This is a genomic window from Sulfurospirillum deleyianum DSM 6946, from assembly GCF_000024885.1.
Classification (GTDB): domain Bacteria; phylum Campylobacterota; class Campylobacteria; order Campylobacterales; family Sulfurospirillaceae; genus Sulfurospirillum; species Sulfurospirillum deleyianum.
On record NC_013512.1, the window covers coordinates 1,651,768 to 1,674,606 of the forward strand.

At 39.4% G+C, this 22,839-nt stretch carries 28 protein-coding genes; 5 read left to right on the forward strand and 23 right to left on the reverse strand.

The window, feature by feature from the left end; translation table 11 throughout:
- Positions 1 to 113 precede the first annotated feature (113 nt).
- Positions 114 to 1,037 carry a LysR family transcriptional regulator gene (locus SDEL_RS08230; RefSeq protein WP_012857399.1) on the forward strand — a complete coding sequence of 308 codons (924 nt, stop codon included), beginning with the start codon at positions 114 to 116 and terminating at the stop codon, positions 1,035 to 1,037.
- On the opposite strand, the gene SDEL_RS08235 is transcribed toward SDEL_RS08230, so the two are convergent.
- The 4 genes from SDEL_RS08235 to SDEL_RS08250 are packed head-to-tail and all read right to left on the reverse strand — an operon-like array spanning position 1,027 to position 4,715.
- Positions 1,027 to 1,479, reverse strand: coding sequence for a hypothetical protein (locus SDEL_RS08235; protein WP_012857400.1), 453 nt, complete (start codon positions 1,477 to 1,479; stop codon positions 1,027 to 1,029). The genes SDEL_RS08230 and SDEL_RS08235 overlap by 11 nt on opposite strands.
- Positions 1,472 to 3,196: a M3 family oligoendopeptidase gene (locus tag SDEL_RS08240; RefSeq protein ID WP_223295864.1), complete on the reverse strand. Its 1,725-nt coding sequence runs from the start codon at positions 3,194 to 3,196 to the stop codon at positions 1,472 to 1,474. The genes SDEL_RS08235 and SDEL_RS08240 overlap by 8 nt, the downstream gene beginning before the upstream one ends.
- Positions 3,197 to 3,790: an aminotransferase class IV gene (locus SDEL_RS08245; protein WP_012857402.1), complete on the reverse strand. Its 594-nt coding sequence runs from the start codon at positions 3,788 to 3,790 to the stop codon at positions 3,197 to 3,199.
- Positions 3,753 to 4,715 carry an aminodeoxychorismate synthase component I gene (locus SDEL_RS08250; protein ID WP_012857403.1) on the reverse strand — a complete coding sequence of 321 codons (963 nt, stop codon included), beginning with the start codon at positions 4,713 to 4,715 and terminating at the stop codon, positions 3,753 to 3,755. The genes SDEL_RS08245 and SDEL_RS08250 overlap by 38 nt, the downstream gene beginning before the upstream one ends.
- A gap of 80 nt (positions 4,716 to 4,795) precedes the next feature.
- Here SDEL_RS08250 and SDEL_RS08255 point away from each other — a divergent pair, with 80 nt between their 5' ends.
- Positions 4,796 to 5,311 carry a glycine zipper 2TM domain-containing protein gene (locus SDEL_RS08255; RefSeq protein WP_012857404.1) on the forward strand — a complete coding sequence of 172 codons (516 nt, stop codon included), beginning with the start codon at positions 4,796 to 4,798 and terminating at the stop codon, positions 5,309 to 5,311.
- On the opposite strand, the gene bioD is transcribed toward SDEL_RS08255, so the two are convergent.
- Positions 5,273 to 5,947, reverse strand: coding sequence for a dethiobiotin synthase (bioD, locus tag SDEL_RS08260; protein WP_012857405.1), 675 nt, complete (start codon positions 5,945 to 5,947; stop codon positions 5,273 to 5,275). The genes SDEL_RS08255 and bioD overlap by 39 nt on opposite strands.
- Positions 5,948 to 5,974: 27 nt before the next feature.
- Positions 5,975 to 6,838 (reverse strand): AraC family transcriptional regulator, encoded by an 864-nt coding sequence (locus SDEL_RS08265; protein WP_012857406.1) that lies wholly within the window; start codon positions 6,836 to 6,838, stop codon positions 5,975 to 5,977.
- Positions 6,839 to 6,943: 105 nt separating this feature from the next.
- Here SDEL_RS08265 and SDEL_RS08270 point away from each other — a divergent pair, with 105 nt between their 5' ends.
- Positions 6,944 to 8,116, forward strand: a complete 1,173-nt coding sequence (locus tag SDEL_RS08270; protein ID WP_012857407.1) for an aminotransferase-like domain-containing protein — start codon at positions 6,944 to 6,946, stop codon at positions 8,114 to 8,116.
- Here the strand turns inward: SDEL_RS08270 and SDEL_RS08275 are convergent.
- The 17 genes from SDEL_RS08275 to SDEL_RS08355 form a co-directional block, all read right to left on the reverse strand.
- Positions 8,113 to 8,604, reverse strand: coding sequence for a DUF2062 domain-containing protein (locus tag SDEL_RS08275; RefSeq protein WP_012857408.1), 492 nt, complete (start codon positions 8,602 to 8,604; stop codon positions 8,113 to 8,115). The two genes, SDEL_RS08270 and SDEL_RS08275, sit on opposite strands and share 4 nt — an antisense overlap.
- A 13-nt stretch (positions 8,605 to 8,617) precedes the next feature.
- A complete protein-coding gene (locus tag SDEL_RS08280) occupies positions 8,618 to 9,481 on the reverse strand; it encodes a damage-control phosphatase ARMT1 family protein (RefSeq protein WP_012857409.1) in 864 nt (287 codons plus the stop codon).
- Between the two features lie 84 nt (positions 9,482 to 9,565).
- Entirely contained in the window at positions 9,566 to 9,922 is a 357-nt protein-coding gene (rplS, locus tag SDEL_RS08285) for a 50S ribosomal protein L19 (RefSeq protein WP_012857410.1), read from the reverse strand.
- 21 nt (positions 9,923 to 9,943) lie between these two features.
- Positions 9,944 to 10,636: a tRNA (guanosine(37)-N1)-methyltransferase TrmD gene (gene trmD, locus SDEL_RS08290; RefSeq protein ID WP_012857411.1), complete on the reverse strand. Its 693-nt coding sequence runs from the start codon at positions 10,634 to 10,636 to the stop codon at positions 9,944 to 9,946.
- Positions 10,636 to 11,175: a ribosome maturation factor RimM gene (gene rimM, locus SDEL_RS08295; RefSeq protein ID WP_012857412.1), complete on the reverse strand. Its 540-nt coding sequence runs from the start codon at positions 11,173 to 11,175 to the stop codon at positions 10,636 to 10,638. Before rimM ends, trmD begins: the two co-directional genes overlap by 1 nt.
- Positions 11,168 to 11,413, reverse strand: a complete 246-nt coding sequence (locus SDEL_RS08300; RefSeq protein ID WP_012857413.1) for a KH domain-containing protein — start codon at positions 11,411 to 11,413, stop codon at positions 11,168 to 11,170. The genes rimM and SDEL_RS08300 overlap by 8 nt, the downstream gene beginning before the upstream one ends.
- A gap of 2 nt (positions 11,414 to 11,415) precedes the next feature.
- Positions 11,416 to 11,646, reverse strand: a complete 231-nt coding sequence (gene rpsP / locus SDEL_RS08305) for a 30S ribosomal protein S16 (protein WP_012857414.1) — start codon at positions 11,644 to 11,646, stop codon at positions 11,416 to 11,418.
- Positions 11,647 to 11,726: 80 nt separating this feature from the next.
- Positions 11,727 to 13,067 (reverse strand): signal recognition particle protein, encoded by a 1,341-nt coding sequence (gene ffh, locus SDEL_RS08310; protein ID WP_012857415.1) that lies wholly within the window; start codon positions 13,065 to 13,067, stop codon positions 11,727 to 11,729.
- 172 nt (positions 13,068 to 13,239) lie between these two features.
- Positions 13,240 to 13,974 (reverse strand): RluA family pseudouridine synthase, encoded by a 735-nt coding sequence (locus SDEL_RS08315; protein ID WP_041666358.1) that lies wholly within the window; start codon positions 13,972 to 13,974, stop codon positions 13,240 to 13,242.
- Positions 13,952 to 15,127 carry a lipid IV(A) 3-deoxy-D-manno-octulosonic acid transferase gene (gene waaA, locus SDEL_RS08320; RefSeq protein WP_012857417.1) on the reverse strand — a complete coding sequence of 392 codons (1,176 nt, stop codon included), beginning with the start codon at positions 15,125 to 15,127 and terminating at the stop codon, positions 13,952 to 13,954. The genes SDEL_RS08315 and waaA overlap by 23 nt, the downstream gene beginning before the upstream one ends.
- 2 nt (positions 15,128 to 15,129) lie before the next feature.
- Entirely contained in the window at positions 15,130 to 15,849 is a 720-nt protein-coding gene (locus SDEL_RS08325) for a zinc ribbon domain-containing protein (RefSeq protein ID WP_012857418.1), read from the reverse strand.
- 14 nt (positions 15,850 to 15,863) lie between these two features.
- Positions 15,864 to 16,583, reverse strand: coding sequence for a Nif3-like dinuclear metal center hexameric protein (locus SDEL_RS08330; RefSeq protein WP_012857419.1), 720 nt, complete (start codon positions 16,581 to 16,583; stop codon positions 15,864 to 15,866).
- Positions 16,583 to 17,440 carry a glycine--tRNA ligase subunit alpha gene (gene glyQ, locus SDEL_RS08335; RefSeq protein WP_012857420.1) on the reverse strand — a complete coding sequence of 286 codons (858 nt, stop codon included), beginning with the start codon at positions 17,438 to 17,440 and terminating at the stop codon, positions 16,583 to 16,585. The genes SDEL_RS08330 and glyQ overlap by 1 nt, the downstream gene beginning before the upstream one ends.
- A 25-nt stretch (positions 17,441 to 17,465) precedes the next feature.
- Positions 17,466 to 17,957: a DUF3972 domain-containing protein gene (locus tag SDEL_RS08340; RefSeq protein WP_012857421.1), complete on the reverse strand. Its 492-nt coding sequence runs from the start codon at positions 17,955 to 17,957 to the stop codon at positions 17,466 to 17,468.
- An 11-nt stretch (positions 17,958 to 17,968) separates the two neighbouring features.
- A complete protein-coding gene (purE, locus tag SDEL_RS08345; RefSeq protein WP_012857422.1) occupies positions 17,969 to 18,463 on the reverse strand; it encodes a 5-(carboxyamino)imidazole ribonucleotide mutase in 495 nt (164 codons plus the stop codon).
- Entirely contained in the window at positions 18,460 to 19,731 is a 1,272-nt protein-coding gene (locus SDEL_RS08350) for a peptidase U32 family protein (RefSeq protein WP_012857423.1), read from the reverse strand. Before SDEL_RS08350 ends, purE begins: the two co-directional genes overlap by 4 nt.
- Positions 19,732 to 20,469, reverse strand: coding sequence for a magnesium transporter CorA family protein (locus SDEL_RS08355; protein WP_012857424.1), 738 nt, complete (start codon positions 20,467 to 20,469; stop codon positions 19,732 to 19,734).
- A gap of 88 nt (positions 20,470 to 20,557) precedes the next feature.
- Between SDEL_RS08355 and SDEL_RS08360 the strand changes: the two genes are divergently transcribed.
- Both SDEL_RS08360 and glnA read left to right on the forward strand, forming a co-directional pair.
- Positions 20,558 to 21,337: a histidinol-phosphatase gene (locus SDEL_RS08360; RefSeq protein ID WP_012857425.1), complete on the forward strand. Its 780-nt coding sequence runs from the start codon at positions 20,558 to 20,560 to the stop codon at positions 21,335 to 21,337.
- A 71-nt stretch (positions 21,338 to 21,408) separates the two neighbouring features.
- Positions 21,409 to 22,839 (forward strand): type I glutamate--ammonia ligase, encoded by a 1,431-nt coding sequence (glnA, locus tag SDEL_RS08365; protein ID WP_012857426.1) that lies wholly within the window; start codon positions 21,409 to 21,411, stop codon positions 22,837 to 22,839.

The following is a 22,839-nucleotide window of genomic DNA, read 5'->3' on the forward strand; positions in this document are numbered from 1 at the left end:
TAGTTGATATAGTCTTTATTATAGCAAAAAAAGTTTAAGCCATCTCTCTTCTGAAATTTATTCATTTAGGTTATAATGCTTATGATTCGATCATTATAAGAAGGATTTATCACATGCTTAAAGATTTTTCTAAAATAGAGACATTTATTACCGTTGTCAAAGAGAAAAGTTTTTCCAAAGCTTCTAAAAAACTAGGGATTAGCCAGCCCGCTGTGACCCAACAAATCAAACTCCTTGAGGAGTATTTAGATATTCAAATCGTCGATCGTAAGAAAAATGGAATCAAATTAACTAATGCAGGTGAAGAACTCTATAAAGTCGCTCTTAAACTTGAAAAACAGATTTTAGCAGCAGAACGTGAAATGCTAAGACTGGTCAATAAAGAGGTTATTTTTGTCTTAGGAGCTTCTGCGGTCATTGGTAATTACATTCTGCCTGATTTTCTCAACGATATTCAAGATGTTATTAAAAACAATGTCATGCTTAAAGTCGAAAATACCTCCGATATTACGGAAAAACTCCTCGATAAGAAAGTGGATTTAGCCCTTGTCGAAGCACCCTATTTTCAAGAAGGCATTATCTATCGTGAATGGATGGAGGATGAATTGGTGATTGCAAGTAAATCTCCATTGCCTAAAAGTTTAACCAAAGAAGACCTTCTTAGTTTTAATTGGATTTGCAGGGAAGAAGAGTCAAATACCCGTAAAATTATCCATGATACCTTTGAAAAAATTGACGTTGATTGTAAGAGCTTCAAAGTTAAAAGCATTTTAACCAGCTCAACAGCGGTAAAGCAAACCCTTCTTAAATGTAGAACCGACGAAGGGGTTCCCACCGTATCTATTCTTTCAAAACATATCATAGCTGATGAAGTAGACAGAGGCGAACTTTTTACCTCAAAAATGAGAGGCTTAAAACTCACTCGAATGCTTTATCTATGCTACCTCAAAGATAGAAAACATGATGCACTCATTGACAGTGTGATTACGTATTTGATGAGCAAACACCCCGTAAAACCAACACTCTCTACTTTTTAATCAACTTTTGATTTTCAGGATTGGACATCAACGCTTCCATAGAGCGTTTGATGCCTTTTTCTTTGGGTTCTTTTTTAGCAATTTTCGAAGGGGTACTTAAGTTAATAAACAAAGGCACTTCTTCAATCACTATTTGCAAAATACCATCCAAAGGGACAGAAACCAAAGAGCCAAAATTATCACTCCCAAATCCTGCCTCAAAATACACCATATCCTCTTGAATATACGTACTCTCAAACGTATACCCCGCTAAAAAAAACATCGTAATAGGCTTAAAATTTTGGGTAATAGACTCAGGAAGCATCGGATCAAACGTTACATCTGAGATATTTGTCAAAATGGAAAAATGAACCCCTTTTTGAAGGAGCAACTCCACAATCTCACGGGTATGCCTTTTCATCATACCATGAAATGTCTCATCTCCAAGCAGTGCTTCAATCATCGCACAATCCTTTAAACTCCTCTAAGAGGATTTCAATTTCACCAATGCCTAATTGCCAAAAACCTTCATCTTCAATGTCAAACCCAAATTTTTTAATCAATGCTTTAGGACTTTGACTTCCCCCAGCGCTTAAAAACTGTGTGTAATTGTGGACAAACGCTTCTTTATCACTTCTTTTATACAAGCCATAGAGTGCTAAAACCAGCAACTGCCCATAGCTGTACGCATAACAATAAAAAGGAGAATGAATAAAATGAGGAATATAGCTCCACCACAATGCATAATCTTTAGAGAGGGTAATGCTCTTACCAAACATTTTTTGACTCTCTTCCATCCAGTAACGATTAAAGGTTTCAAGGTCTAGTTCACCCTCATGCGCATGCACTTTTCGCTCAAAGGTTGTAAAGTTAATTTGACGGTAAAGTGTTGAGAAAACATCTTCAATCTTACTCGCATACAAAGAACGCTTCTCTTCTTTACTTAAGCCATCTTTAATCGCATCAAAAACGAGCATTTCCGCAAAAACAGACGCTGTTTCAGAAGTTGTCAAAGGTGTATCACTCCCCAAATATCCCACGTCACGAGAGAGATACTGATGAATGGCATGTCCTAATTCATGGGCTAAGGTAAAAAGGTCTCGTCTGGTATTGGTATGATTTAAAAGCACATAGGGATGCGTCGAAGGTGTAGCAGGATGCGAAAATGCTCCCCCTCGTTTTCTCTCTTTAGGGAATACATCAATCCACCCCTTCTCAAACGCCATAGAGGCGATTTCATGAAATTTTGGATTGAACTTTGCAAAAGCTTCAAGCACAATTTTTTGAGAGGTTTCAAAATCATACAGAGCATTAGAATCCTCAAGAGGGGCATAGCGGTCATACTCAAAAAGCTCTTCTAATCCTAGTAATTTTGCTTTTTGTGTGTAATAGTTTTGCACCAAATGAAAACTACGCTCTGCACTATTGACCAGTGCGTCCACACTTTTTTGGGTAATTTTATTGTCCATGTGGCGAGGCTGTTCCGCATTTTTATAGCCTCGAAGCTCACACTCACTCGCCAAATCAGTTTTAATCATATTAAAAATATACCCCAATAATGGCTGATGCTCTTTAATCCCTTTGGTAAAAACGTGTGCGGCTTTTTTTCGCACTTCACGATTGGCATCTTGCAATTTACTCAAAATCTCTTCTTCGGAGAGTTTTTCTCCTTCGTACGCAAACGTTAGACGGCTAAAATGCTCATCAAAAAGACGGCTAAACGCAGAAGCGGAGGTCATCTCTTTTTTGAGTAAAATACGCTCCTCTTTTTGGGAAAGTTGGTAGGGTTTCTCTTCCATTAAAGATTCTAAATAAAACTTATACATCGGCACCGAAGCGATAAATTCTTCTTGTTTTACTTTGCTTAGCTTATTAAATTCTAATTCAAAAAAGAGAAGATTTTCAGCAATTTTACTCTGTTCATGTTGGTATTTTGCATAAAATGCGCCCTGTTCACTGTTCGTAGCAAAGCGTAAAAATGCATAAGTCATAATGCGACCTAGCTTTTCATTTAACGCTTCATATTCACGAATAGACTCTAAAAACTCGTTGACCTGCAACTCTTTGAGTTTGCCTTTATAAACTGTTTCAAAACTTTTAGCACGAACGCTCGCATCGCTTAAATCAGCATCCAATGCCATTTCATTTTCATACAGTGCGTTAAGATCCCAATTCAAAATTTAATCCTTAATTAATACATTGTGAAGGACTTTAAATCCTATAAGTGCATTCATTATAGCAAATTTCTGGGCTTTTTGAAGGCTATGGCGTGTCAACACTGTCTCGTGCAACCAACCGCTAGAAAGTAGTCTCGCACGGGTTGCACCCTTCAAAAGTGGCGCTTGAGGTGTTTGCCACACACCATCTATCAAAAGGGCGATATTGGCGACACTCGTGTCACGCAATACCCCTTTACATGTAAAGATTACATCGTCATATTTTTCTAAGAATGGGCTTTGTAATACGCGCCTATCGCAATACTTGTACGCATACGCCATCTCTTTTTCAACCACGACAAACTGCTGAAATATACGAGGCGTATAGGGCGTGTAATCTATCTTCTCAATCCCTTGACTATACTCCATCCGCACCCGATAAACCCCTTTATCAGGCGGAAAAAGATGCCCCGCTAAAAAAATCTTTGATGTCTCTCCATAAAGTTCCTTACGTGTTTTATCAAACCGTGCTTGATGAAAAACGAGGTGTTGAAGCACACCATCCACCGCTTTAATCGTCTCAAAACACGGGGAGATAGACTTTATCACACAGTTCATCGTACTCCTTTTTTCCATCACTTAAAAGGGTAATGCCCCCTCCACTTTTAAACACATACCCCTCTTCACACTTTTCGATAAAACGAATCAGCACCGCACTATCAAGTTTTTCTCCATCATAGACCCCAAAAATACCCGTGTAAAACCCTCTCTCATACCCTTCAATGCGTTCAATAATCTCCACACTGCTACGCTTAGGCGTCCCACTAATCGAACCTGCGGGAAGTAATTGAAAAAAAATATCACCAATATGCGCATGCCAGTTCTCTTCTAATTCCCCTTGAATGTGAGAACTCACTTGAAGCAAATCCCCTTCTGCCGTATGAATTTGCTCCACATAGCGAAACTGCTCCACCCTGACGTTTTTGGCGACTCTTGAGAGGTCATTGCGGAGTAAATCGACCACCATAACATGCTCCGCTTTCTCTTTTTCATCGGCTAAAAGAAGCGCTTTGGCGTTAGGAATACTCGCATCCATCGTTCCTTTCATGGGAAAAGTATGAATGGTATTGTTTTCAATGCGCACAAATCGCTCAGGGGAAAATGCAACAAATTGGTCTTTAAAATAAAGCTTAAATCGTGCCTTTGTTGCATAAAAGAGTGATTTTAAATCGCATGAAAGAGTGATTTTTGTAGGAGCTGTGAGATTAAGCATATAGGTATTCCCTGCCTTTATCTCGTCAATGACCGCATTAAACTTTTCAAGATACTCCTCTTTACAAGGAGGCTCTTTATGCCACGAGAAGGCTTTACATGTAAAACCCTCAGGCGGAAGAGTGGGCGTATCCAACGCATACAAAATATCCTCATCAAGTCCACGAAGCGCTTTGGCATACCCCTGTTTTTGTGCATAATCCATCACAAAGAAAAAAGGCGCTCTTTGCTTTCCAAACGCATTGAACAGCTCTTTAAATTCCCTTTTCACCCATCCCATCCTCGCATACGTATCTCTATTAACATTTCGTTACCCCGTCTATGTTACAATTCAAAAAAAAGGAGACAATCATGAAAAAAATCATCGTCCTTTCATTGCTAACCACGGGTTCTCTCCTCGTCGCAGAGAGTTTTAGCTTTGAAGAATCTATCCGTGTGATTAGCTCAAAACCTGAATACAGAACTGTCACCTCAAGCACCCCTTATCAAGAGTGTTGGGATGAACATGTACCTGTTTCACAACCACCCGTATCTTCTTCTGGCTCTGGCACCGTGGGTGCGATTATTGGTGGGGTGGCAGGTGGCGTTTTGGGACACCAAGTTGGCGGAGGAACAGGTAAAACTGCCGCAACCGTAGGTGGTGCGATTGTTGGAACGCTCGTTGGTAAAAACGTTGCCGAACAAAACACCCAAGCCCCTTCTCCTGAATACCGAGTAGAACGCCGTTGTGTCACCCGATATGAAGAGAAAGGTACTGAAAAATTTATGGGTTACAAAAACATTGCCACCTATAAAAATCAAACCATTATCAAATACTCTGATAGACCCTTAGAGTACATCCCCATTCATGTCACCATTAGTTACTAAACTCTTCACAATCAAGGGCATATTGTCCTGAACTGAGAGCACCCTACCAAAGGTTTTTTTGAGAAATGGTAGGGTAATTTTATCAAAGCTTTCACGCTCCTCTTTAAAATTGACACACCACTCATAATCCTCAACACCTAAACTATCGAGCAGATGTAAGTTGAGCAAAATGTCATTAATACACCCTAGCGCATCATGCCCCACCAAAAGCGTTTTGGCTTCAAAAAGACGAATAAAATCGTACATGTAAAGATCCTCTTCGATGGGAACCAACAAGCCACCCGCCCCTTCAATCAGGACAATATCACATAAAGAGGCGATTTTTTCATAGGCTTTTTGCAACACCTCCACCGAAACTTTTTTGCGACCTTTTGCAACAAAAGGAGATGCGGGAAGTTCAAAACAGTAAGGAACAATCTCTTTTAAAGAGAGTTGTGCCAAAGCTGGATGAAAACGTTTGGCGGTTTCAAACAAAAGTGTCGCATCCAAAGGAACATCAAGGACACCCGTTTCAATAGGTTTCATCACTCCCACTCTCAACCCTTTAGCACTCAGTGCTTCAAGCAGTTTGAGTGTGGTATAGGTTTTACCCACATTGGTATTGGTAGCGGTAATAAAAATAGGCGCATATTTCATGAGAACTCTTTTTTTAGGGAATTATATCTATTTAAAGCGTACAGGCACACAAAAATCCAAATCAAACCGTTCATCGGCATTGATAAAATGATTTTCTCGGTAAATCGCAAAGGAAGGAAGGGCTATTTTTTCATACGCACTTTGGGGAAACCACTCATGATAAATCACATCCATATACTTTTTTAAATCGCCATAAACCCCTTTTAGAGAAAAAACAGCACAAAACGTCTGAGGAATGCGCATCACCCCAATGTCGCCACTGCGGTAAAACTCTCTTCCTTTAGGAAGCTCCAAACACGCAACATAGTGACATTGCGATGACTCTACAAACCGAGGATTGCTATGATGCAAGGCTATCATTCTCTGATCTGAAAAGTCTACTCCATGCCCAAGCGCCCACGCTTGTAATTTGAGCCACGCCTGTTGAATTGTACGATCATAGCCTTTGTGACGAACGTACGCCACATCAAAAGAAGGCATGGTTTGAATCTTTACATGTAACGATTTTTCAGAAAAGGTAAAATCTCGTTTTTCGTTGGCTTTATCCACTTCCCGCCACTTGGTAGGTGTCACACCAAAATTCTCTTTAAAGGCCTGGGTAAACGAGGCATTGGAGGAAAAACCAACCGCTTGCATGCAGTGCGTAATGGTAGCGCTAGGATTAAACAGCAGTAAATTAGCCGCATGTTCTAATTTGACACGCTTAACATACGCATGCACACTCTCCCCCACACGTTCTTTAAAGACACGGTTAAAATGAAAAACGGACATGGCAACCAAAGAGGCTAATTCTTCCACACTACCATTGTGTTCTAGGTCACTATGAATGCGAAAAAGCACCTCATTAATGCGCTCTAAATGGTCGTTTTTTGTGCTTTGCTTATGTTTCATACAAAAATTATAGCACAAATGGACAAAACAAATCCCTCATTTTCTGTGGTATGTAAAATAGCTCGTGGCTATAATAACCCCACATTTTTATAAAGGTTTAAAATTATGCAAACAAAATTTGCACGCCGTATTACCACTGCGTCACGTTCGTTTACAAGAACCATTTTGGATTTAACCGCTCAAAATAAAATCATCTCCTTTGCAGGCGGACTTCCTGATGCTGCCCTTTTTCCCAAAGAGCGCATCGCCTTTCATGCAAAAGCACTTTTAGAGAGCGATGATGCGCGTCTTTTTCAATACAGCAACGCCTCAGGTGTCGATGCACTCAAAAATGAAATTGCCAAACAGTATGCCTCTGCTAACCCAAAAGAGATTATGCTTACCAACGGTTCCCAACAAGGACTGGATTTGGTGTGCAAAACCTTTTTAGATGAAAAAGATTGCATTGTGGTTGAAGACCCTAGTTACCTCGCTGCTCTCGGACTGTTTCATATGTACAACGCCACCATTAAAGCCGTACCTTTACACGCCAATGGGGTTGATATAACAGCACTTGAGAAACTTTTTCATGAAGCAAAACCAAAATTTTTCTACACGATTCCCATCTTTCAAAATCCCACAGGCTATTCGTATAGCTTAGAAAATCGCCACGAAGTGGTTCGTTTAGCCAAACAATACCATGTGATTTTATTGGAAGATAGCCCCTATGAAGCGCTTCGTTACGATGGAAAACCCTCCATCTCCTTTGCCGATTTGCTTCCAGAACTTACCATTGCACTGGGCACATTTTCAAAAACCCTTGCTCCTGATTTTCGTATTGGCTGGATGAAAGCGCCTTCTGAAGTGATTAGTGCCTTAACCCTTTCCAAAGAGAGTACAGACTTACAAAACTCAAAATTTTTTCAACACGTTTGTGCACGGATGATGCAAAATGGCGAGATTGCAGAGCATGTTAAAACACTTATCGCACACTATCGTCCCAAACGTAATGCTATGGTGAATGCGCTTAAACACTCTTTTAAAGAGAGCATTGAATTTGTTATACCAGAGGGAGGTATGTTTATTTGGGTTGATTTTAAAGCGTGTGATGATAGCATGAAGCTCTTTGATAAAGCCATTGAAAAAGGGGTCGCTTTTGTGCCTGGAAGCGTCTTTTTTGCTGATAAACGCATCAGTAGCTATGGAAGACTAAACTACACTAATTCAAGCCTTGAACAGATTGAAGAGGGAGTTAAAGCCCTGCATACTGCCTATGTTGAACTACAAAGTGCGCTCTAAGAAGCGCGCTTTTCTTGAGATTTCTTTCGCTCTTTTCGTACAGAATAAATCCATAATCTATCTACCACATAATAGACCAAAGGAGCTAAGCTCACCGCATAAAAGAGTGTTCCTACATACAAAGGCAGCATAATGCGTGTGAAATGTTTTTCAAACCATTCAAGACTCAGGGTCACAGACGCATGCTCCATCCCTAAAATATAACTCCCTGTCATATACTCAATATAGTACATAAAAGGTATGGTTAAAGGATTACTTAGCCAAACCATAGAGAGCGCAATAGGTACATTAAATTTCATAAAAAAAATCATTCCAAGCACTAAAAACATCTGAAAAGGCATAGGAATTACACCAATAAAAACACCAATAAAAAGTGCTCGTGTCACCATTTTTCGATTGATAAAGAGGTACTCTTTGGAGATAGAGTATTTCTCAAGAAAACTATCAAACTTAGAAGAAGTAAGGGTTCTTTTAAACACCTTTCGCATTACGCAAAACCTTTTAGGAGCATGATGCCTTACAAACGATGCTTCCCAAATCTGCACCCACAGCATCTGCAACCACAGAACATTTCACTTTAAAGAGGAAGAAAAGTGGTAAGCCTTTTGTTTCGCCCAAACACTCGTAATTTCCCATCCCCTTAGCGATAATACACTCTGCCCTATAAAAAACCTCACGTGCCTCTTCGCACATCATATCCAAAGCCAAACCAGGGGTAGGAACACCACTATCTACAATGTGAGCCACTTCATCCATTTTTGAGGCTAAGGCATCTTTACATGTAAGATCATTAATAATCGGACGACCCCGCACAAAATAGTATACCTCTATGGTAGGATAAAGTTTTTTAATCGTCTCAATATAGAGTTTATCGAAAATTTCTTCCCCTGCATTATCGGCTAAATAAACCAAAGTTTGGGTTTGAGAGAGTTTGGATTCTAAGGCTTTGACATCATCAATCGCAAAAGAAGTATGGTAAATTTTTTCCAACTCCTCTTCCAAATCATACTGCATAACGGCGGCTAAATCAATCACATTTCCTGCGACTGCTGTTTTGGTTGCAACACAAAAAATATCTTCTGCTGTGTTAAGGTGCTCTTGACATAAAGGGATAAACGCTTTAGCTTTTTGTGAGGACTCTTTTTTAAACGTTCCATACAAATCTTCTACCCCTAAAATTTCTGCCATCGCTTCATACAATGGGGCAGCATTGTGAGGGGGTGTTTGATTCATATCATACTGCTCAATCATCGCTAAGGCAACACTATCAATTCTACGTGCCTCATCAACACTGACATGTAAAAGTTCACAAGCTCGTTTACTTTGGTCATAAATACAGGTTAAACACCGTTTAGTTGTTTTCATAAAAGTTTCTTTAAAGAAGTTGAGGAAGGAAAAAACAAGGAGGAAGGAAGTAACACTCTTTTCATGTTACTCCCCAAAAAAAGATTATTTTCTAAGTTCTTTAATTTTTGCGGCTTTACCACGTCTGTCTCTAAGATAGAAGAGTTTTGAACGTCTTACGACACCACGTCTTACTACAACAATTTCATCAATACTGTCTGAGTAAATTGGGAAAATTCTCTCAACGCCAACACTGTTTGCGCCGATTTTTCTGACCATAAACGTCTCACCAGTACCAGAACCACGTCTAGCAATACATACGCCCTCAAAATTTTGAATACGTTGTTTATCGCCTTCAACAATTTTTACAGCAACTCTTACTGTGTCACCTGCTCTAAAATCAGGAACATTCTTCGCAGAAATCTGTCCTGCTTCAAAAGCTTCGATATATTTATTTCTCATCTATTATCCTTTTTTATCATTCTAATGCTTCACGCTAAAGCGAGAAAACAGATCTGGTCTGAAATATTTTGTCTTAGATTCAGACATTTTATTTTTTAAGCTCGTGATTTTAGCGTGATTTCCCTTTAAAAACTCTGAGGGAACAGGTTTTCCTTCATAAAGAGACGGTTTTGAAAAACACGGTGCCTCTAATAAAGGAGTTTCAAAACTCTCCACACTCAAAGAATCCTCATTTCCTAAAACCCCTTTGATGTTACGACTAATCGCATCACTCATGACAAGGCTAGGAAGTTCGCCTCCTGTTAAGACATAATCCCCAATGCAAAAAAGCTCATCGGCAAACGTCTCAATCACACGTTCATCAATACCCTCATAACGTCCACTTACAAAAACGATATGCTCTTTCATCGCTAATCGCTTTGCATCGTTTTGTGTAAACAGCTTACCCGAAGGTGTTGGAAAAACAATGTACGCTTGAGGCGATTGTTTTTTAATACACCTTAAAAGATCAAACAAAGGCTGAGGGAATAAAACCAATCCCGCTCCACCACTGGCTTGATAATCATCTACCTTACCATGTTTATTTTTTGTGTAATCCCTTGGATTAAAAAATGTTACATGTAAAAGCTCTTTGGCAATGGCACGCTTTAAAATCGAGTCTTCAAAATAAGAGGCGATAAGCCCCTCAAACAGTGTGACATACGAAAACTGCATTAAGAGTTCTCCAAAATGCCCAAACCATCCTTAACATAAACCTCTTTTGAAAGGGTTTCAAAGGAGAGAATATACCGTTCAATATAGGGCAGATAAAATAATTTTACCAATCCTTTTTGAACCAAATCTGCATCGGTACGAATCACCAGATAATCTATCCCCGCAATCCGTTCAATTTCATCCACAATACCCAAACAAAGGTTGCCCTCATCAATGACTTTTGCCCCTATCATCTCAAACCAAAAAAATTCACCCTCTTTAAGAGCGCACTCTTGAAGGGAATCTTCTTTGGAAGTAAAAAGAGTCGTATTGACAAGTTTTGCTGCTTTTTCTCTCTCCTGAAATCCTACAAAGGAGATAAGTCCTCGTTCAGGATTGTAAGAAAAAATTTCGAGCACTTCACCTTTGTCTGTCGTAAACGTTTTTCCCTTTTTAAATTGTTCAGGAAAATCACACTGAAGATGCAGTTTTAACTCACCTTTTAAACCCACAAGTCGCCCAACTTTAGCGACTTCAATGAGTGTTGATTGCTTATTCATCGTTGGCTTTAACAGTCACACGATACGATATCCCATCTTTGGCTTTACATCCAGAAATAAGTGTTTTTAGCGAATTGATCATTTTCCCATCTTTGCCAATCAATTTACCTGTGTCAATTTTATCGGCATAAATGACAACTTCACAAAATGTTCCATCAATATCACTTCGCTCAACCCTAACACCTGCTGGATTATCCACCAAAAGTTTGGCAAATTCTTCGAGAAATTTCTCAATCATGACTATTTACCAGTGATTTTTGCAACCCTGTCACTCAGCTTTGCGCCAACACTTTTCCAGTAAGCAAGTCTCTCTTCATCTACTTTGATTGTTTGAGGGTTGCTAAGTGGGTTATAATAACCAATCGTCTCAATTGAACCACCATCACGCTTTTTTCTACTGTCTGTTACGACAATTCTGTAAAACGGTGCTTTATTTCTTCCCATTCGTGTTAATCTAACAACTGTTGCCATTTTTATGGTCTCCTTAAAATTTTGTTTGTACGGCTTAGATTTACATGTAAAGATTACATGCAGATATAAACCGTCACACCTTAACGAAGGTGTGCGTGTTTATTTTGGGCTAACATATTTTGCAAATCCTGCATTCCCTTTTTACCTGAGAATTTCTTCGCCATTTTTGCAGCATTTCCAAATTGTTTTAAAAAACGATTTACTTCGACTTGTGATAAGCCTGAGCCCTCAGCAATTCTTCGTTTACGGCTGTTATTGAGAAGTTCTGGATCTTCTCTCTCTCTTTTCGTCATAGAGCCTATCATCGCTTTGATTCGCTTCATCTCCACAGAGTTTTCCATATCCACATCTTGAAGTTTCCCTGCCACAGAAGAGAGCCCTGGAATCATCCCAATCAAAGACTTCATACTTCCAAGCTTTTTCATCTGTTCCATCTGATCTAAAAAGTCATTGAAATTGAACTGACCTTTTTTGATTTTTTGGCTCATCGCTTTCGCTTGTTTTTCATCAATAATCGCACTTGTTTTTTCCGCCAAAGTTTCAAGGTCACCCTCGCCCATTAAACGGCTAACAATACGTTCAGGAATAAAATGCTCTAAATCCGCTACCTTTTCACCCACACCAATAAAACGAAGTGGTACATTGGTTTGCTCAGCAATTCCTAGGGCAACACCACCTTTGCCATCGCCATCAAATTTACTTAAAATAACACCACTCAGTGTAATTTTTTCATGGAATGTTACAGCACTGCGTACGGCATCTTGTCCTGTCATCGAATCTGCTACATAAAAAATCTCATCAGGCAAGACCTCTTTTTTGATGGCCTCAAGCTGTTCCATCAACTCCGTATCAATCGCTAAACGACCTGCTGTATCAACAAGAACGACATCATAAAGTCCCGCACGGGCTTTTTGCATCGCATTTTTTGCAATGGCGATGGGATTGGCACTCTCATCTTCAAAATAGAGGTCAATCTCATTGGCACCACACAACTGTTTGAGCTGTTCAACCGCTGCTAAACGCTGTAAATCACAAGCAACGACCAGTACTTTCTTCTGTTTTAATTTTAAATAATTGGCTAATTTAACCGTTGTCGTTGTTTTACCACTTCCTTGAAGACCTACCATCAAAACGGTGGTTGGAGGCTTGGAAGCAAAAACAAAGCCTTGACGTCCTGAAACGGTCAAAATCTGTGTCAAATTGGTTTTCAACGCACGTAAAAAGTTCGCTTGACCAATCCCTTTTGCTTTGGTTTCAATTTCAACTTCACGCAATAAATCACGAACAATTTTATGGTGAACATCTGCTTTCAATAATGCTTTTTTGAGATTTTCTAAAGCACTCTTTAATGATTTTTCATCATCACTGAAACGAATTTTATTAATGGCACTTCGAAATGAGTCAGTTAAAACCTCAAACACGGACTATCCTTCTTTCAAAATCTATTCATGATATTTTTTTAATGGGTGGAAGTTTATCTAAACAATACTTTAAACTAAATAAAACCTTAAAATACACACACTGTTGCACAGAAAAAAACTGCTTTAAAATAGCGATAAAATAGCTATTGCAAGCAATTTTTCTTCAAAAGGCTTATACACTAAATTTAATGAAATCTTCAGGTTCTTTACTCTGAAAAATATACCCTAAAAGTATAATCTTAGACGCATGGAGCATTAAACGTTTATGCGGTCTTCCGCCGTATTCTGTATCACCTAAGATAGAAGCACCAATACTTTTAAGATGCACTCTTATCTGATGTGTTCGTCCTGTTTCAATCGTTACCTTTATTTTAGAGCGTTTCCCCTCAATCATCAAAGGCTCTATATAACTAATCGCTTCTTTGCCATCAGGACTAATTTTACTATAAGCCGTATTGCCTTTTTTAATCGTTAAAATAGGCGCATTGACTTCCGTAGCCTCAACCACTTTTCCCTCAACAATAGCAATGTACTCTTTATGTACCTCACGTTTTTTAAAAGCATTCACCGCTTTTTGACGAAATTCATCATCTTTGGTGAGCAATAACACGCCGCTAGTTTCTCTATCTAAACGGTGCAATAACGGTAACTTCTTAATTTCAGCCACCTCTTCAGAGGTTATAAACGCAGGTTTATCCACCGCCATAATGTACTCATCTTCAAAAAGAACTTTAATCGGTGCTATTTTTTCGATTTTAAATTTTGTACTAGGACTTAACTCGCCTCTGGCAACACTCACTTTTTTACCTGCCGCATAGACGACACCTCTATCAATTAACTCTTTAGCCGCACGGTTTGAAATTCCCTCTTGCAATGCCAATAATTTATACGCTTTTTCCATCTTCATTTCCTAATAATTTATCCAAAAGAGGTCTGATATCACCTCGATGAGCAATCGCACTTTTGGGATAGCTCTCCACATGCTCAAAAACATTTGCTAAATTCTCTGCATTACATGTAAAGGCATTTTTAACCGCTTCAAATAATACTTTTTGATTAAAAATAAATTCACCACTGATAAGTCTAACACCAAAATAAGCAGGCTCTAACGGATTATGTCCCCCAATACCATTGATAAAAGAGCCTCCTAAAATAACCACATCTGCGATGGCGTAAAGATTAATCAGCTCACCCATTTTATCGCATAAAAGGATATCTTTTTCTAAGGTTTCATCCTCAGAAAATTTTGCATAAGACTTCTCTTTACGAGAGACATACTCCCGTAACAAGAGATCAACTTTTTCAAATCGCTCAGGATGCCTTGGCACAACAATCAGTTGGTCATGAGGTTGAAGTGTAATACGAGATAAAATCAATTCCTCTTCACCTTCGTGCGTACTCGCCAAAATCACCACACGTCTTGCATCCATTTTACGATACACCTTCGTAGGTCGATAGTCTTGAAAGGTTTTAATATTCCCAGCGACATGAACCTCTTTCGCACCCAAAGAAACCAAACGTTTTGCATCCACATCGCTTTGCGCTAAAACAACATCTACATAGCTAAATATCCAACGATAAATCCACGAAAATCGCTGATAAGACGCATACGATCTATCTGAAATACGGGCATTCAATAAAACCGTTTTCATCCCCTTAGCCTTTGCAACGCAAAAGAGCATTGGCCACAGTTCTGCTTCCATCACAATCAACGTTTTTTGATTTTTTACCCAAAAAGGGAGGAAAATCTCAAAAGGTAAATAACGCACTTGAGCATGTGAATATTTTTGAGCTTCTTCAAAGCCTGTGTGTGTAATCACACTAATACGCACCGCTTCAGGGTTACGCACTTGATGAATAAATGGGCTTAAAGAACGTACTTCTCCAAAAGAACATGCATGAAACCAAATGCCCTTTTCACCTTGAAAAGGAGGTGTATATTTCAAAAAAAAACGAGCGGGAATAGAGTGCTGGTATTTAGGTTTTAACCGAAGGTAGAGCAACAAAGGCAACGCTAAAATATAGAGTAGCGTTGCCAAAAAATAGTAAAAAAAGCTCAAGCTTACGCCTTTGCTTCCTCTATCTCTTTGTACAAAATACGTCCACAATGCGGACATGTTACGATATCATCTTGTTTCATAACACCTGCATAGGTTTTATCATTGATACGCATAAAACAGCCATAACATGCCTGTTTTTTGACAGGAACAACGGTTGAATTTCCTGCCCATTTACGGATTTTTTCATAAAATGTCAAAATCTTTTGACTCATTTGAGACAATAACTCTTCTTTTGCCTGATAAACACTTCTTCGCTCTTCTTCAATCTCTTGAATCTGCGTATCAATGGATGCTTTAATACTCTCAGACTCTTTTTGTGCTTCAGCAATTTTTTCTTCTAAAAGTGTAATATTCGATTGTTTTAACTCAATAATTTTTTCTAAACGACCAATTTCATCATTGGCAAAATCACACTGCTCTTTAGAAATTTCCTCTTCAAGTTGAAGCGCTTTAACCTCTTTTGCAGTTTTGACCAACGCACTCTTTTTAGCAATATCTTTAAGCTTAGCAGAAAGTTCAGCCAAATGAGCCTCATTTTTGCCTTTCTTTAACTTAGCTTCAGCGATGTCTGTCGTCAACGCCTCTGCTTGAAGTTTAAACTCTTTCTCTTTTTCTAAAGAGAGTTTTAACATCTTCTCAATTTTGGCAATGCGTGGTGCAAAATCATCAATCTCTTTGTCTAACTTGGAAAGCTCAATTAACTGTTCTAAATACTTATTCATCTCTTTTGTGTCCTCTATGTATACTGAAACGGATTTTTCGAATTTGACATTATAGCTTGTAATGGGAAATTTTTCAAATGAAGCGCCAAACACTCTGGGAAATAGCGCTCAGACTCAAAATGCCCAATGTCAATTAATGAGAGCTTATTTTCCTTTGCTTCTAATGCTTGGTGGTATTTAAAATCACCACTCAAAAAGCAATCAGCCTCTATCATTCGTATCAAATCGCCCCCTGAACCTGTGGTTATCGCACACGTTTTTATCCACTCTTTTGCCTGTACAATGCGTACATGCTCCAGCTGAAAAACACTCTTTACATGTAAAACAAACTCTTCAAAAGGTTGATTCACCTCATAATAACAAACAAAACCCTCACATCTAAGCAGTTTAAATCCCAATAAAGAGGCAACATACGGATTGAGATGGGAGAGGTCGAAATTGGTATGCATCGCAATTAAAGCAATTTTTTTCTGAACCATTGTTTGAATTAACGATGAGGGATATCTATTAAAATCAAGCTGTTTTAATCCACTAAAAATCAAAGGATGATGGGTAATAATCAGTGAATTTTCCACAACCTCTTCTAAGAGTGACGTATCACTATCAAGACTCAAATAGATACGCTCAATCACATCATCCCTACTGCCTATCAAAAGACCACTGTTATCCCACGAAGCCTGCGTGGAAAAAGGACTAAGGGCGTCTAAATAATCATAAATGTCACCTAAGCGCATTAGCCGACTATTTCCTTATACTTTAAGGCACACCCTTTGGCAAGTTCTCTAATTTTTAAAATATAATTTTGACGTTGTGTCACCGAAATCGCTTTTCTCGCATCTAAGACATTGAAAGTGTGTGATGCCATAAGACAATAATCATACGCAGGAAGAGGAATGTTTTCATCTAAACAACGTTTGCACTCAAGACTCGCATTTTCAAATTGCGCAAAAAGCATTGCCACATCAGCCACTTCGAAGTTATAACGGCTAAATTCATACTCGCTTTGTTTGTGAACATCCCCATAGGTGATCACGCCAAATGGGTTCTCATTCCAGACCAAATCAAACACCGACTCTTTTTCTTGCAAATACATCGCAAGGCGTTCAACCCCATAGGTAATTTCAACCGATACAGGACTGCAAGGAATGCCTCCTACCTGCTGAAAATAGGTAAATTGAGTTACTTCCATACCATCGAGCCACACTTCCCAACCAAGTCCCCATGCACCCAGCGTTGGTGATTCCCAGTTGTCTTCTACAAAACGAATATCATGTTTTTTAATATCAAGACCCAACATCTCAAGGCTCTTAAGATAAAGCTCTTGAATGTTATCAGGACTGGGTTTAATGAGCACTTGAAACTGGTAGTAACTGCCCAATCGGTTAGGGTTTTCACCATAGCGTCCATCAGTAGGTCTACGGCTGGGAGCAACATACGCCGTTGCCCATGGCTTTGAACTGAGGCTTCGTAAAAACGTTGCGTTATGAAAGGTTCCAGCCCCTGCAGGCATATCGTAAGGTTGAACAATGGTACACCCTTGCTCTTGCCAAAATGTTTGGAGATTTAAAAGCATTTGACTAAACGTTAACACACTCTTTCCTTTTTACATGTAAAGATTATTTTGCAGATGGCGTATAACTCTCCACTGCTTTATTCCACATCATTTTATATTTTCGCTTGGTAAATTCAAGCTCATCTTGCAAGATTTCAATCTGTTTGGTTAAAGTTTCAATGGTTTTACGATCTTCGTCGTAAAGTTCCTGCATCGAAAAAAGAGCCTCTTTTAAAAAACGGTTTTCACCTTTTAAGGTCTCTAAAGTCTCCTCTTTTGCATCCAAAACTTTTTCATGCAAACTCAAAATTGCCCCGAGCGTTTTTTCAACAAATTCAGAACTCATGGATACAGAGCCACCCTCATAGGCTTCATCCAAAACAACCCCCTTGGTTGCAGGAATCAGCGCTTGTGCACTCCGACTGACTTCAACAAAATACGAACCCTCTTCGTCCTCTTTTGCGACCAATTTTCCTTCATCTATCAAGGCATGAACAGCTGCAACGTCTAAATTTACCAAAGTACAAAACTCTTCAATTTTCATCCAACTGTTCATTTCCGCTCCTTTTAGATAATACTTTCAATCCCCATTGAATCCGTTTCAACTTTTTTGGCTTTTAAAATACGATCTTCTTTCAGTTTTGCCGCTAACTCTTCATCATCAATGGCCAAAATTTGCATCGCTAAATAAGCACTATTCACCGCACCTGCGGAGCCAATAGCAACCGTAGCCACAGGCATACCCCCTGGCATCTGAACAGTACTTAAAAGCGCATCCAGACCTTCCATAACGCCCCCTTTCATGGGAACACCAATCACAGGCTTCGTTGTTAAAGAAGCAACCACTCCTGCTAGATGGGCGGCCATTCCTGCGGCACAAATAAAGACTTTTGCCCCTTTGGCTTCTGCATTTTTAACATACTGATGGGTTCGCTCTGGACTTCGATGGGCAGAAGAGACCACAAGTTCATGCAAAACACCAAATTTCTCTAGGGTTTTTGCACACTCTTCCATGACACTATAATCACTCTTACTTCCCATTAAAATAGAAACAAATTTCATTCTTGATCCTTTAACTGTAATCGTAAAAAACTAAATCCCGCCACAGGAATTGGTAGCATAATGGCATGAATATTGCCACTATGAATCTCATCGAACTGTTTACCGTTTGCCGTTTGAAGCTTTTTAAAAAGAATCTTCCACGCTCCATGCTCTTCAAAAATCGTACCGATTTCATTATCTACGCACACGCCCACAGCAGAAGATGGCATCACTAATTCATAGCTTACATGTAACTTTAAAACATCTTTACAAAGACAATTTGTACCATCTTCACTCACCTGTGCCACGACTTGATGCGTTCCTTCGCTAATGGAATGGGCGAGGTTTTGCGTATCATTTTTTTCATAAGGACGATTGACAAGGTACCCATCGCTAAAGCCTCTGTTTTTCGTTGAATCAAGCTCTTTCATATATTTTTCTGCCACAAATTGGTTGGCAAAATAATCTTCAATGGCTTGGCGATACGTTTTAGTCGTAATCCCAACATAATAAGGGCTTTTTGTGCGTCCTTCAATTTTTAACGAATCAATCACGCCTGAGTCTAAAATTTCTTTGACATGCGCACTAAGATTGAGGTCTTTCGCATTCATGATGTGCGTACCCTCTTCGCTCTCCTCTATTCTAAAGAGCGTTCCACTCTCCTCGTTATGGGCATAGAGTGTGTAAGGGAAACGACAGTCATTCGCACAGCTTCCTCGGTTGGAAACCCGTCCGCTTTGAACGGAACTGATTAAACACCGTCCACTATACGCAAAACACATAGAACCATGCACAAATACTTCCAACTCTAAATGCGGTAAATGTTTTTTAATCTGTTCTAAATCTTTTAGACTCACTTCTCGTGCGGCGATAATGCGTTTCACACCCATATCCGCATACACTTCAGCATCCAAATAATTAAGAACATTCGCTTGTGTGGAGAGATGAATGGGAATATGCGGGGCAATTTTACGTGCAAGCTTTATCACACCAGGAGCTGCCACAATAAAGGCATCAGGATTCATCGCCGCCACACGCTCAATATGTTTTTCCAAAAGAGGAATCTGCGCATTGAAAGGAAAGCCATTGATGGTAGCATGCAAATGCTTGCCTCTTTCATGCGTGTATTTTATCGCTTCTTCAAAACTTTCATAGGTAAACTCTTTGCCTGAACGAATCCGAAGGGAGAAGTGACTCACCCCCGCATAGACAGCATCCGCACCATACGCCAGTGCGATTTTTAATTTTTCAAAATTTCCCGCAGGGGAGAGAAGCTCAATATCTTTCAACTATTTCTTTCCTAAACTAGCAATCAATGCCTCAATATCTTCACTGGTCACAACATCTTCTGTGGAGGTGTCTCCATGAATGTGAACCGCAGAACCCACTCGTTTTTCATCATCTTGTTTGCCTTCAAACAAGGCATTCATGTATTTTGACAATGCTCGCATAACATTAATAACCCGTTCAATTTTTTGGCGGTGAATATCTTGATATTGCATCATATCCATCGTCATCATAACTTCATCTTCCGCCATTTGCGCATGCATTAAAATTTCTTCCACACTTTCATGCATCGTACGATTATCATCTAACGCTTTTTGAAACTGTTCAATTTTAGGAAATTTTGCAACCAATGTTTCAAACAATGCAATATTGGAATTCACTTGCTTACTGACTTCTTTTGCACGATCTTCCACACTCATCATAAAGTTGTTCATCGTTTCAAGTTTATCAAAGACTTGGGTTGCTTTTAACTCAGAATCTTTAGTAACATCGTCTAGTTGATGCACCATTTTGTGATCATCTGTCGGCGGTGGCGGTGGCCAACTCATCGTTGAAGAGGGACGGTATTCCTGCATGAGCTGATGGGTAGCTCTCTCTTTTTCATCATCAAGCGCATCGCTGTCCACCAAAGGAGTCTCTTCAAATGTATCACTCTCATCCATCGTTAACGTAGCAGGGGCATCATCTTGCATATCATCTAACTCACCTGCCATTAAAGCATCAAGTTCTTCTTGCGTCATCAGCTTTCTCCTAAAAAGAATTATGATTTATTATAGTGAACTTTATATATAATTTAACTTTAAAACCCTGAAAAAGAAGGCAACACACATGATCGTTGATTTGCACAATCACACCCCTCTTTGCAATCATGCCACCGGTAGCATTGAAACGTATGTACAAAAAGCTATTGAACAAAAAATAGATATTTTTGGGTTTTCAGACCATGCACCTATGCACTTTGATGAAGCGTATCGTATGCGTTTTGATGAGATGGAGACGTACGAAAAAGAGGTTTTACATGTAAAGATGAAATACCGTGATTCCATTCGCATTTTACTCGCCTATGAAATTGATTTTTTAGAGGGATATCTTGATGAGAGCGTACTGGCTCGTAAGGTTGATTATCGCATTGGATCTGTTCATTTTTTAGGCAAGTGGGGATTTGATAATCCAGAGTTTATTGGAGGCTATCAAAATAAAAATATTGATGCCATTTGGGAAGAGTATTTTGCAGCCATTAAGACTATGGCAGAGAGTCATCTTTTTGATATTGTTGGGCACATAGACTTAATCAAAGTGTTTAAATTTTTGCCTAAAAAAGATGTACGATGCATTGCTAAAGAAGCTATTAAGGCTATAAAGAAAGCCGATATGGTCATCGAACTCAATGCTGCGGGACTTAGAAAACCCATTCAAGAACAGTATCCTAGTCATCCACTGATGGAATTAATGGCAGAACATGATATCCCAATTACGTTTGGCTCAGATGCCCATACACCTGAACAAATTGGCTATTGCCATGATAAATTACGCACGTTAGCACATCACTACGGGTATACAACATGTGCAACGTTTGAAGAAAGAGAGCGCCAACTGATTAATTTTTAAGCAGAGTGCCCCTCGTTATTTTCAGTTGTATCTGATAAAATTACTGAAATTTAAAATTGCAGGAGTAACACATGGGTAAGTTCGTGAACAGTGTTGAAGAATTTTTCAAATATTGTACCGATAATGAGGTTGAGTTTGTTGATTTTCGTTTTACCGATATGAAAGGAACATGGCATCATGTTACCTACACCATTGAAGCGGTCAATCCAGACTCTTTCCACAGCGGTATCCCTTTTGATGGCTCATCCATCGAACATTGGCAACCGATTAACAAATCTGACATGCTCCTCAAACCTGAAGCAGAAACAGCGTTCCTAGACCCTTTTACAGCAGATCCTACCATTGTTGTTTTTTGTGATGTCTATGACATTTACAAAGGTGAATTGTATGAAAAATGTCCACGTAGTATCGCCAAAAAAACATTACAACATTTAGCAACAACGGGCTTAGGTGATGTAGCTTACTTTGGACCTGAAAATGAATTTTTTGTGTTTGACGATGTCAAAATCAGAGATGACATCAACTGTTCTTACTATGAAGTGGATTCTGAAGAGGGTGGCTGGAACAGTGCGAAAGAGTACAAAGATGGTTACAACACAGGTCACCGCCCAGGAACAAAGGGAGGCTATTTCCCAGTGCCACCTATTGACTCTATGGTCGATTTACGTGCAGAAATGGTACAGGTGTTAAAACAAATTGGTCTTGAGGTTTTCGTGGTTCACCATGAAGTCGCACAAGGTCAAGGCGAAATCGGTGTGAAGTTTGGAACTCTTATCGAAGCAGCAGATAATGTACAAAAATACAAATATGTGGTTAAAATGGTTGCCCACCTCAACGGCAAAACAGCAACCTTTATGCCAAAACCACTTTACGGGGACAATGGTAGCGGTATGCACGTTCACCAATCTATCTGGAAAGATGGCAAAAACTTGTTTTACAAAGCAGGTGAATACGCAAACCTCAGCGATATGGCACGTTGGTACATCGGTGGTATTTTAAAACATGCACGTAGTGTTGCGGCATTTACAAACCCATCAACCAACTCTTATAAGCGTTTAATTCCAGGATTTGAAGCACCTTCCATTCTAACGTACTCTATGCAAAATCGCTCAGCTTCATGTCGTATTCCTTACGGTGCAGGTGAAAAATCAGTCCGTGTGGAGATGCGCTTCCCAGACTCAACAGCGTGCCCATACCTTGCCTTCTCAGCCATGCTTTTAGCGGGTATTGATGGTATCAACACCAAAACAGAGCCTATTGGTCCAATGGATGAGGATTTATTTGAATTGACACTTGATGAAATCAGAGAGAAAGGGATTAACCAAATGCCTCATACACTCAGAGGTTCTCTTGAAGCTTTGATTCGTGACAATGAGTATCTTAACCCTGTGATGTCTAAAGAGTTTATCGATACCTACCAACACTACAAATTTGAAACACAAGTCTGGCCAGATGAGGCAAGACCTACGGCATTTGAATTTAAAACCATGTTCTCATGCTAA

Bases quoted from the DNA above. Each gene is read 5' to 3' on its own strand.
- rpsP (WP_012857414.1), bottom strand. From the start codon at position 11,646: ATGGCAACAGTTGTTAGATTAACACGAATGGGAAGAAATAAAGCACCG.
- SDEL_RS08280 (WP_012857409.1), bottom strand. From the start codon at position 9,481: ATGAAAACAACTAAACGGTGTTTAACCTGTATTTATGACCAAAGTAAA.
- SDEL_RS08315 (WP_041666358.1), bottom strand. From the start codon at position 13,974: ATGAAGATGGAAAAAGCGTATAAATTATTGGCATTGCAAGAGGGAATT.
- SDEL_RS08230 (WP_012857399.1), top strand. From the start codon at position 114: ATGCTTAAAGATTTTTCTAAAATAGAGACATTTATTACCGTTGTCAAA.
- SDEL_RS08355 (WP_012857424.1), bottom strand. From the start codon at position 20,469: ATGACGCAAGAAGAACTTGATGCTTTAATGGCAGGTGAGTTAGATGAT.
- SDEL_RS08360 (WP_012857425.1), top strand. From the start codon at position 20,558: ATGATCGTTGATTTGCACAATCACACCCCTCTTTGCAATCATGCCACC.
- glnA (WP_012857426.1), top strand. From the start codon at position 21,409: ATGGGTAAGTTCGTGAACAGTGTTGAAGAATTTTTCAAATATTGTACC.
- SDEL_RS08325 (WP_012857418.1), bottom strand. From the start codon at position 15,849: ATGAATAAGTATTTAGAACAGTTAATTGAGCTTTCCAAGTTAGACAAA.
- bioD (WP_012857405.1), bottom strand. From the start codon at position 5,947: ATGAAATATGCGCCTATTTTTATTACCGCTACCAATACCAATGTGGGT.
- trmD (WP_012857411.1), bottom strand. From the start codon at position 10,636: ATGCAGTTTTCGTATGTCACACTGTTTGAGGGGCTTATCGCCTCTTAT.
- SDEL_RS08340 (WP_012857421.1), bottom strand. From the start codon at position 17,957: ATGAACAGTTGGATGAAAATTGAAGAGTTTTGTACTTTGGTAAATTTA.
- SDEL_RS08275 (WP_012857408.1), bottom strand. From the start codon at position 8,604: ATGCGAAAGGTGTTTAAAAGAACCCTTACTTCTTCTAAGTTTGATAGT.
- rplS (WP_012857410.1), bottom strand. From the start codon at position 9,922: ATGAGAAATAAATATATCGAAGCTTTTGAAGCAGGACAGATTTCTGCG.
- SDEL_RS08300 (WP_012857413.1), bottom strand. From the start codon at position 11,413: ATGATTGAGAAATTTCTCGAAGAATTTGCCAAACTTTTGGTGGATAAT.
- SDEL_RS08235 (WP_012857400.1), bottom strand. From the start codon at position 1,479: ATGATTGAAGCACTGCTTGGAGATGAGACATTTCATGGTATGATGAAA.
- purE (WP_012857422.1), bottom strand. From the start codon at position 18,463: ATGAAATTTGTTTCTATTTTAATGGGAAGTAAGAGTGATTATAGTGTC.
- SDEL_RS08270 (WP_012857407.1), top strand. From the start codon at position 6,944: ATGCAAACAAAATTTGCACGCCGTATTACCACTGCGTCACGTTCGTTT.
- rimM (WP_012857412.1), bottom strand. From the start codon at position 11,175: ATGAATAAGCAATCAACACTCATTGAAGTCGCTAAAGTTGGGCGACTT.
- SDEL_RS08245 (WP_012857402.1), bottom strand. From the start codon at position 3,790: ATGAACTGTGTGATAAAGTCTATCTCCCCGTGTTTTGAGACGATTAAA.
- SDEL_RS08265 (WP_012857406.1), bottom strand. From the start codon at position 6,838: ATGAAACATAAGCAAAGCACAAAAAACGACCATTTAGAGCGCATTAAT.
- SDEL_RS08255 (WP_012857404.1), top strand. From the start codon at position 4,796: ATGAAAAAAATCATCGTCCTTTCATTGCTAACCACGGGTTCTCTCCTC.
- SDEL_RS08330 (WP_012857419.1), bottom strand. From the start codon at position 16,583: ATGCGCTTAGGTGACATTTATGATTATTTAGACGCCCTTAGTCCTTTT.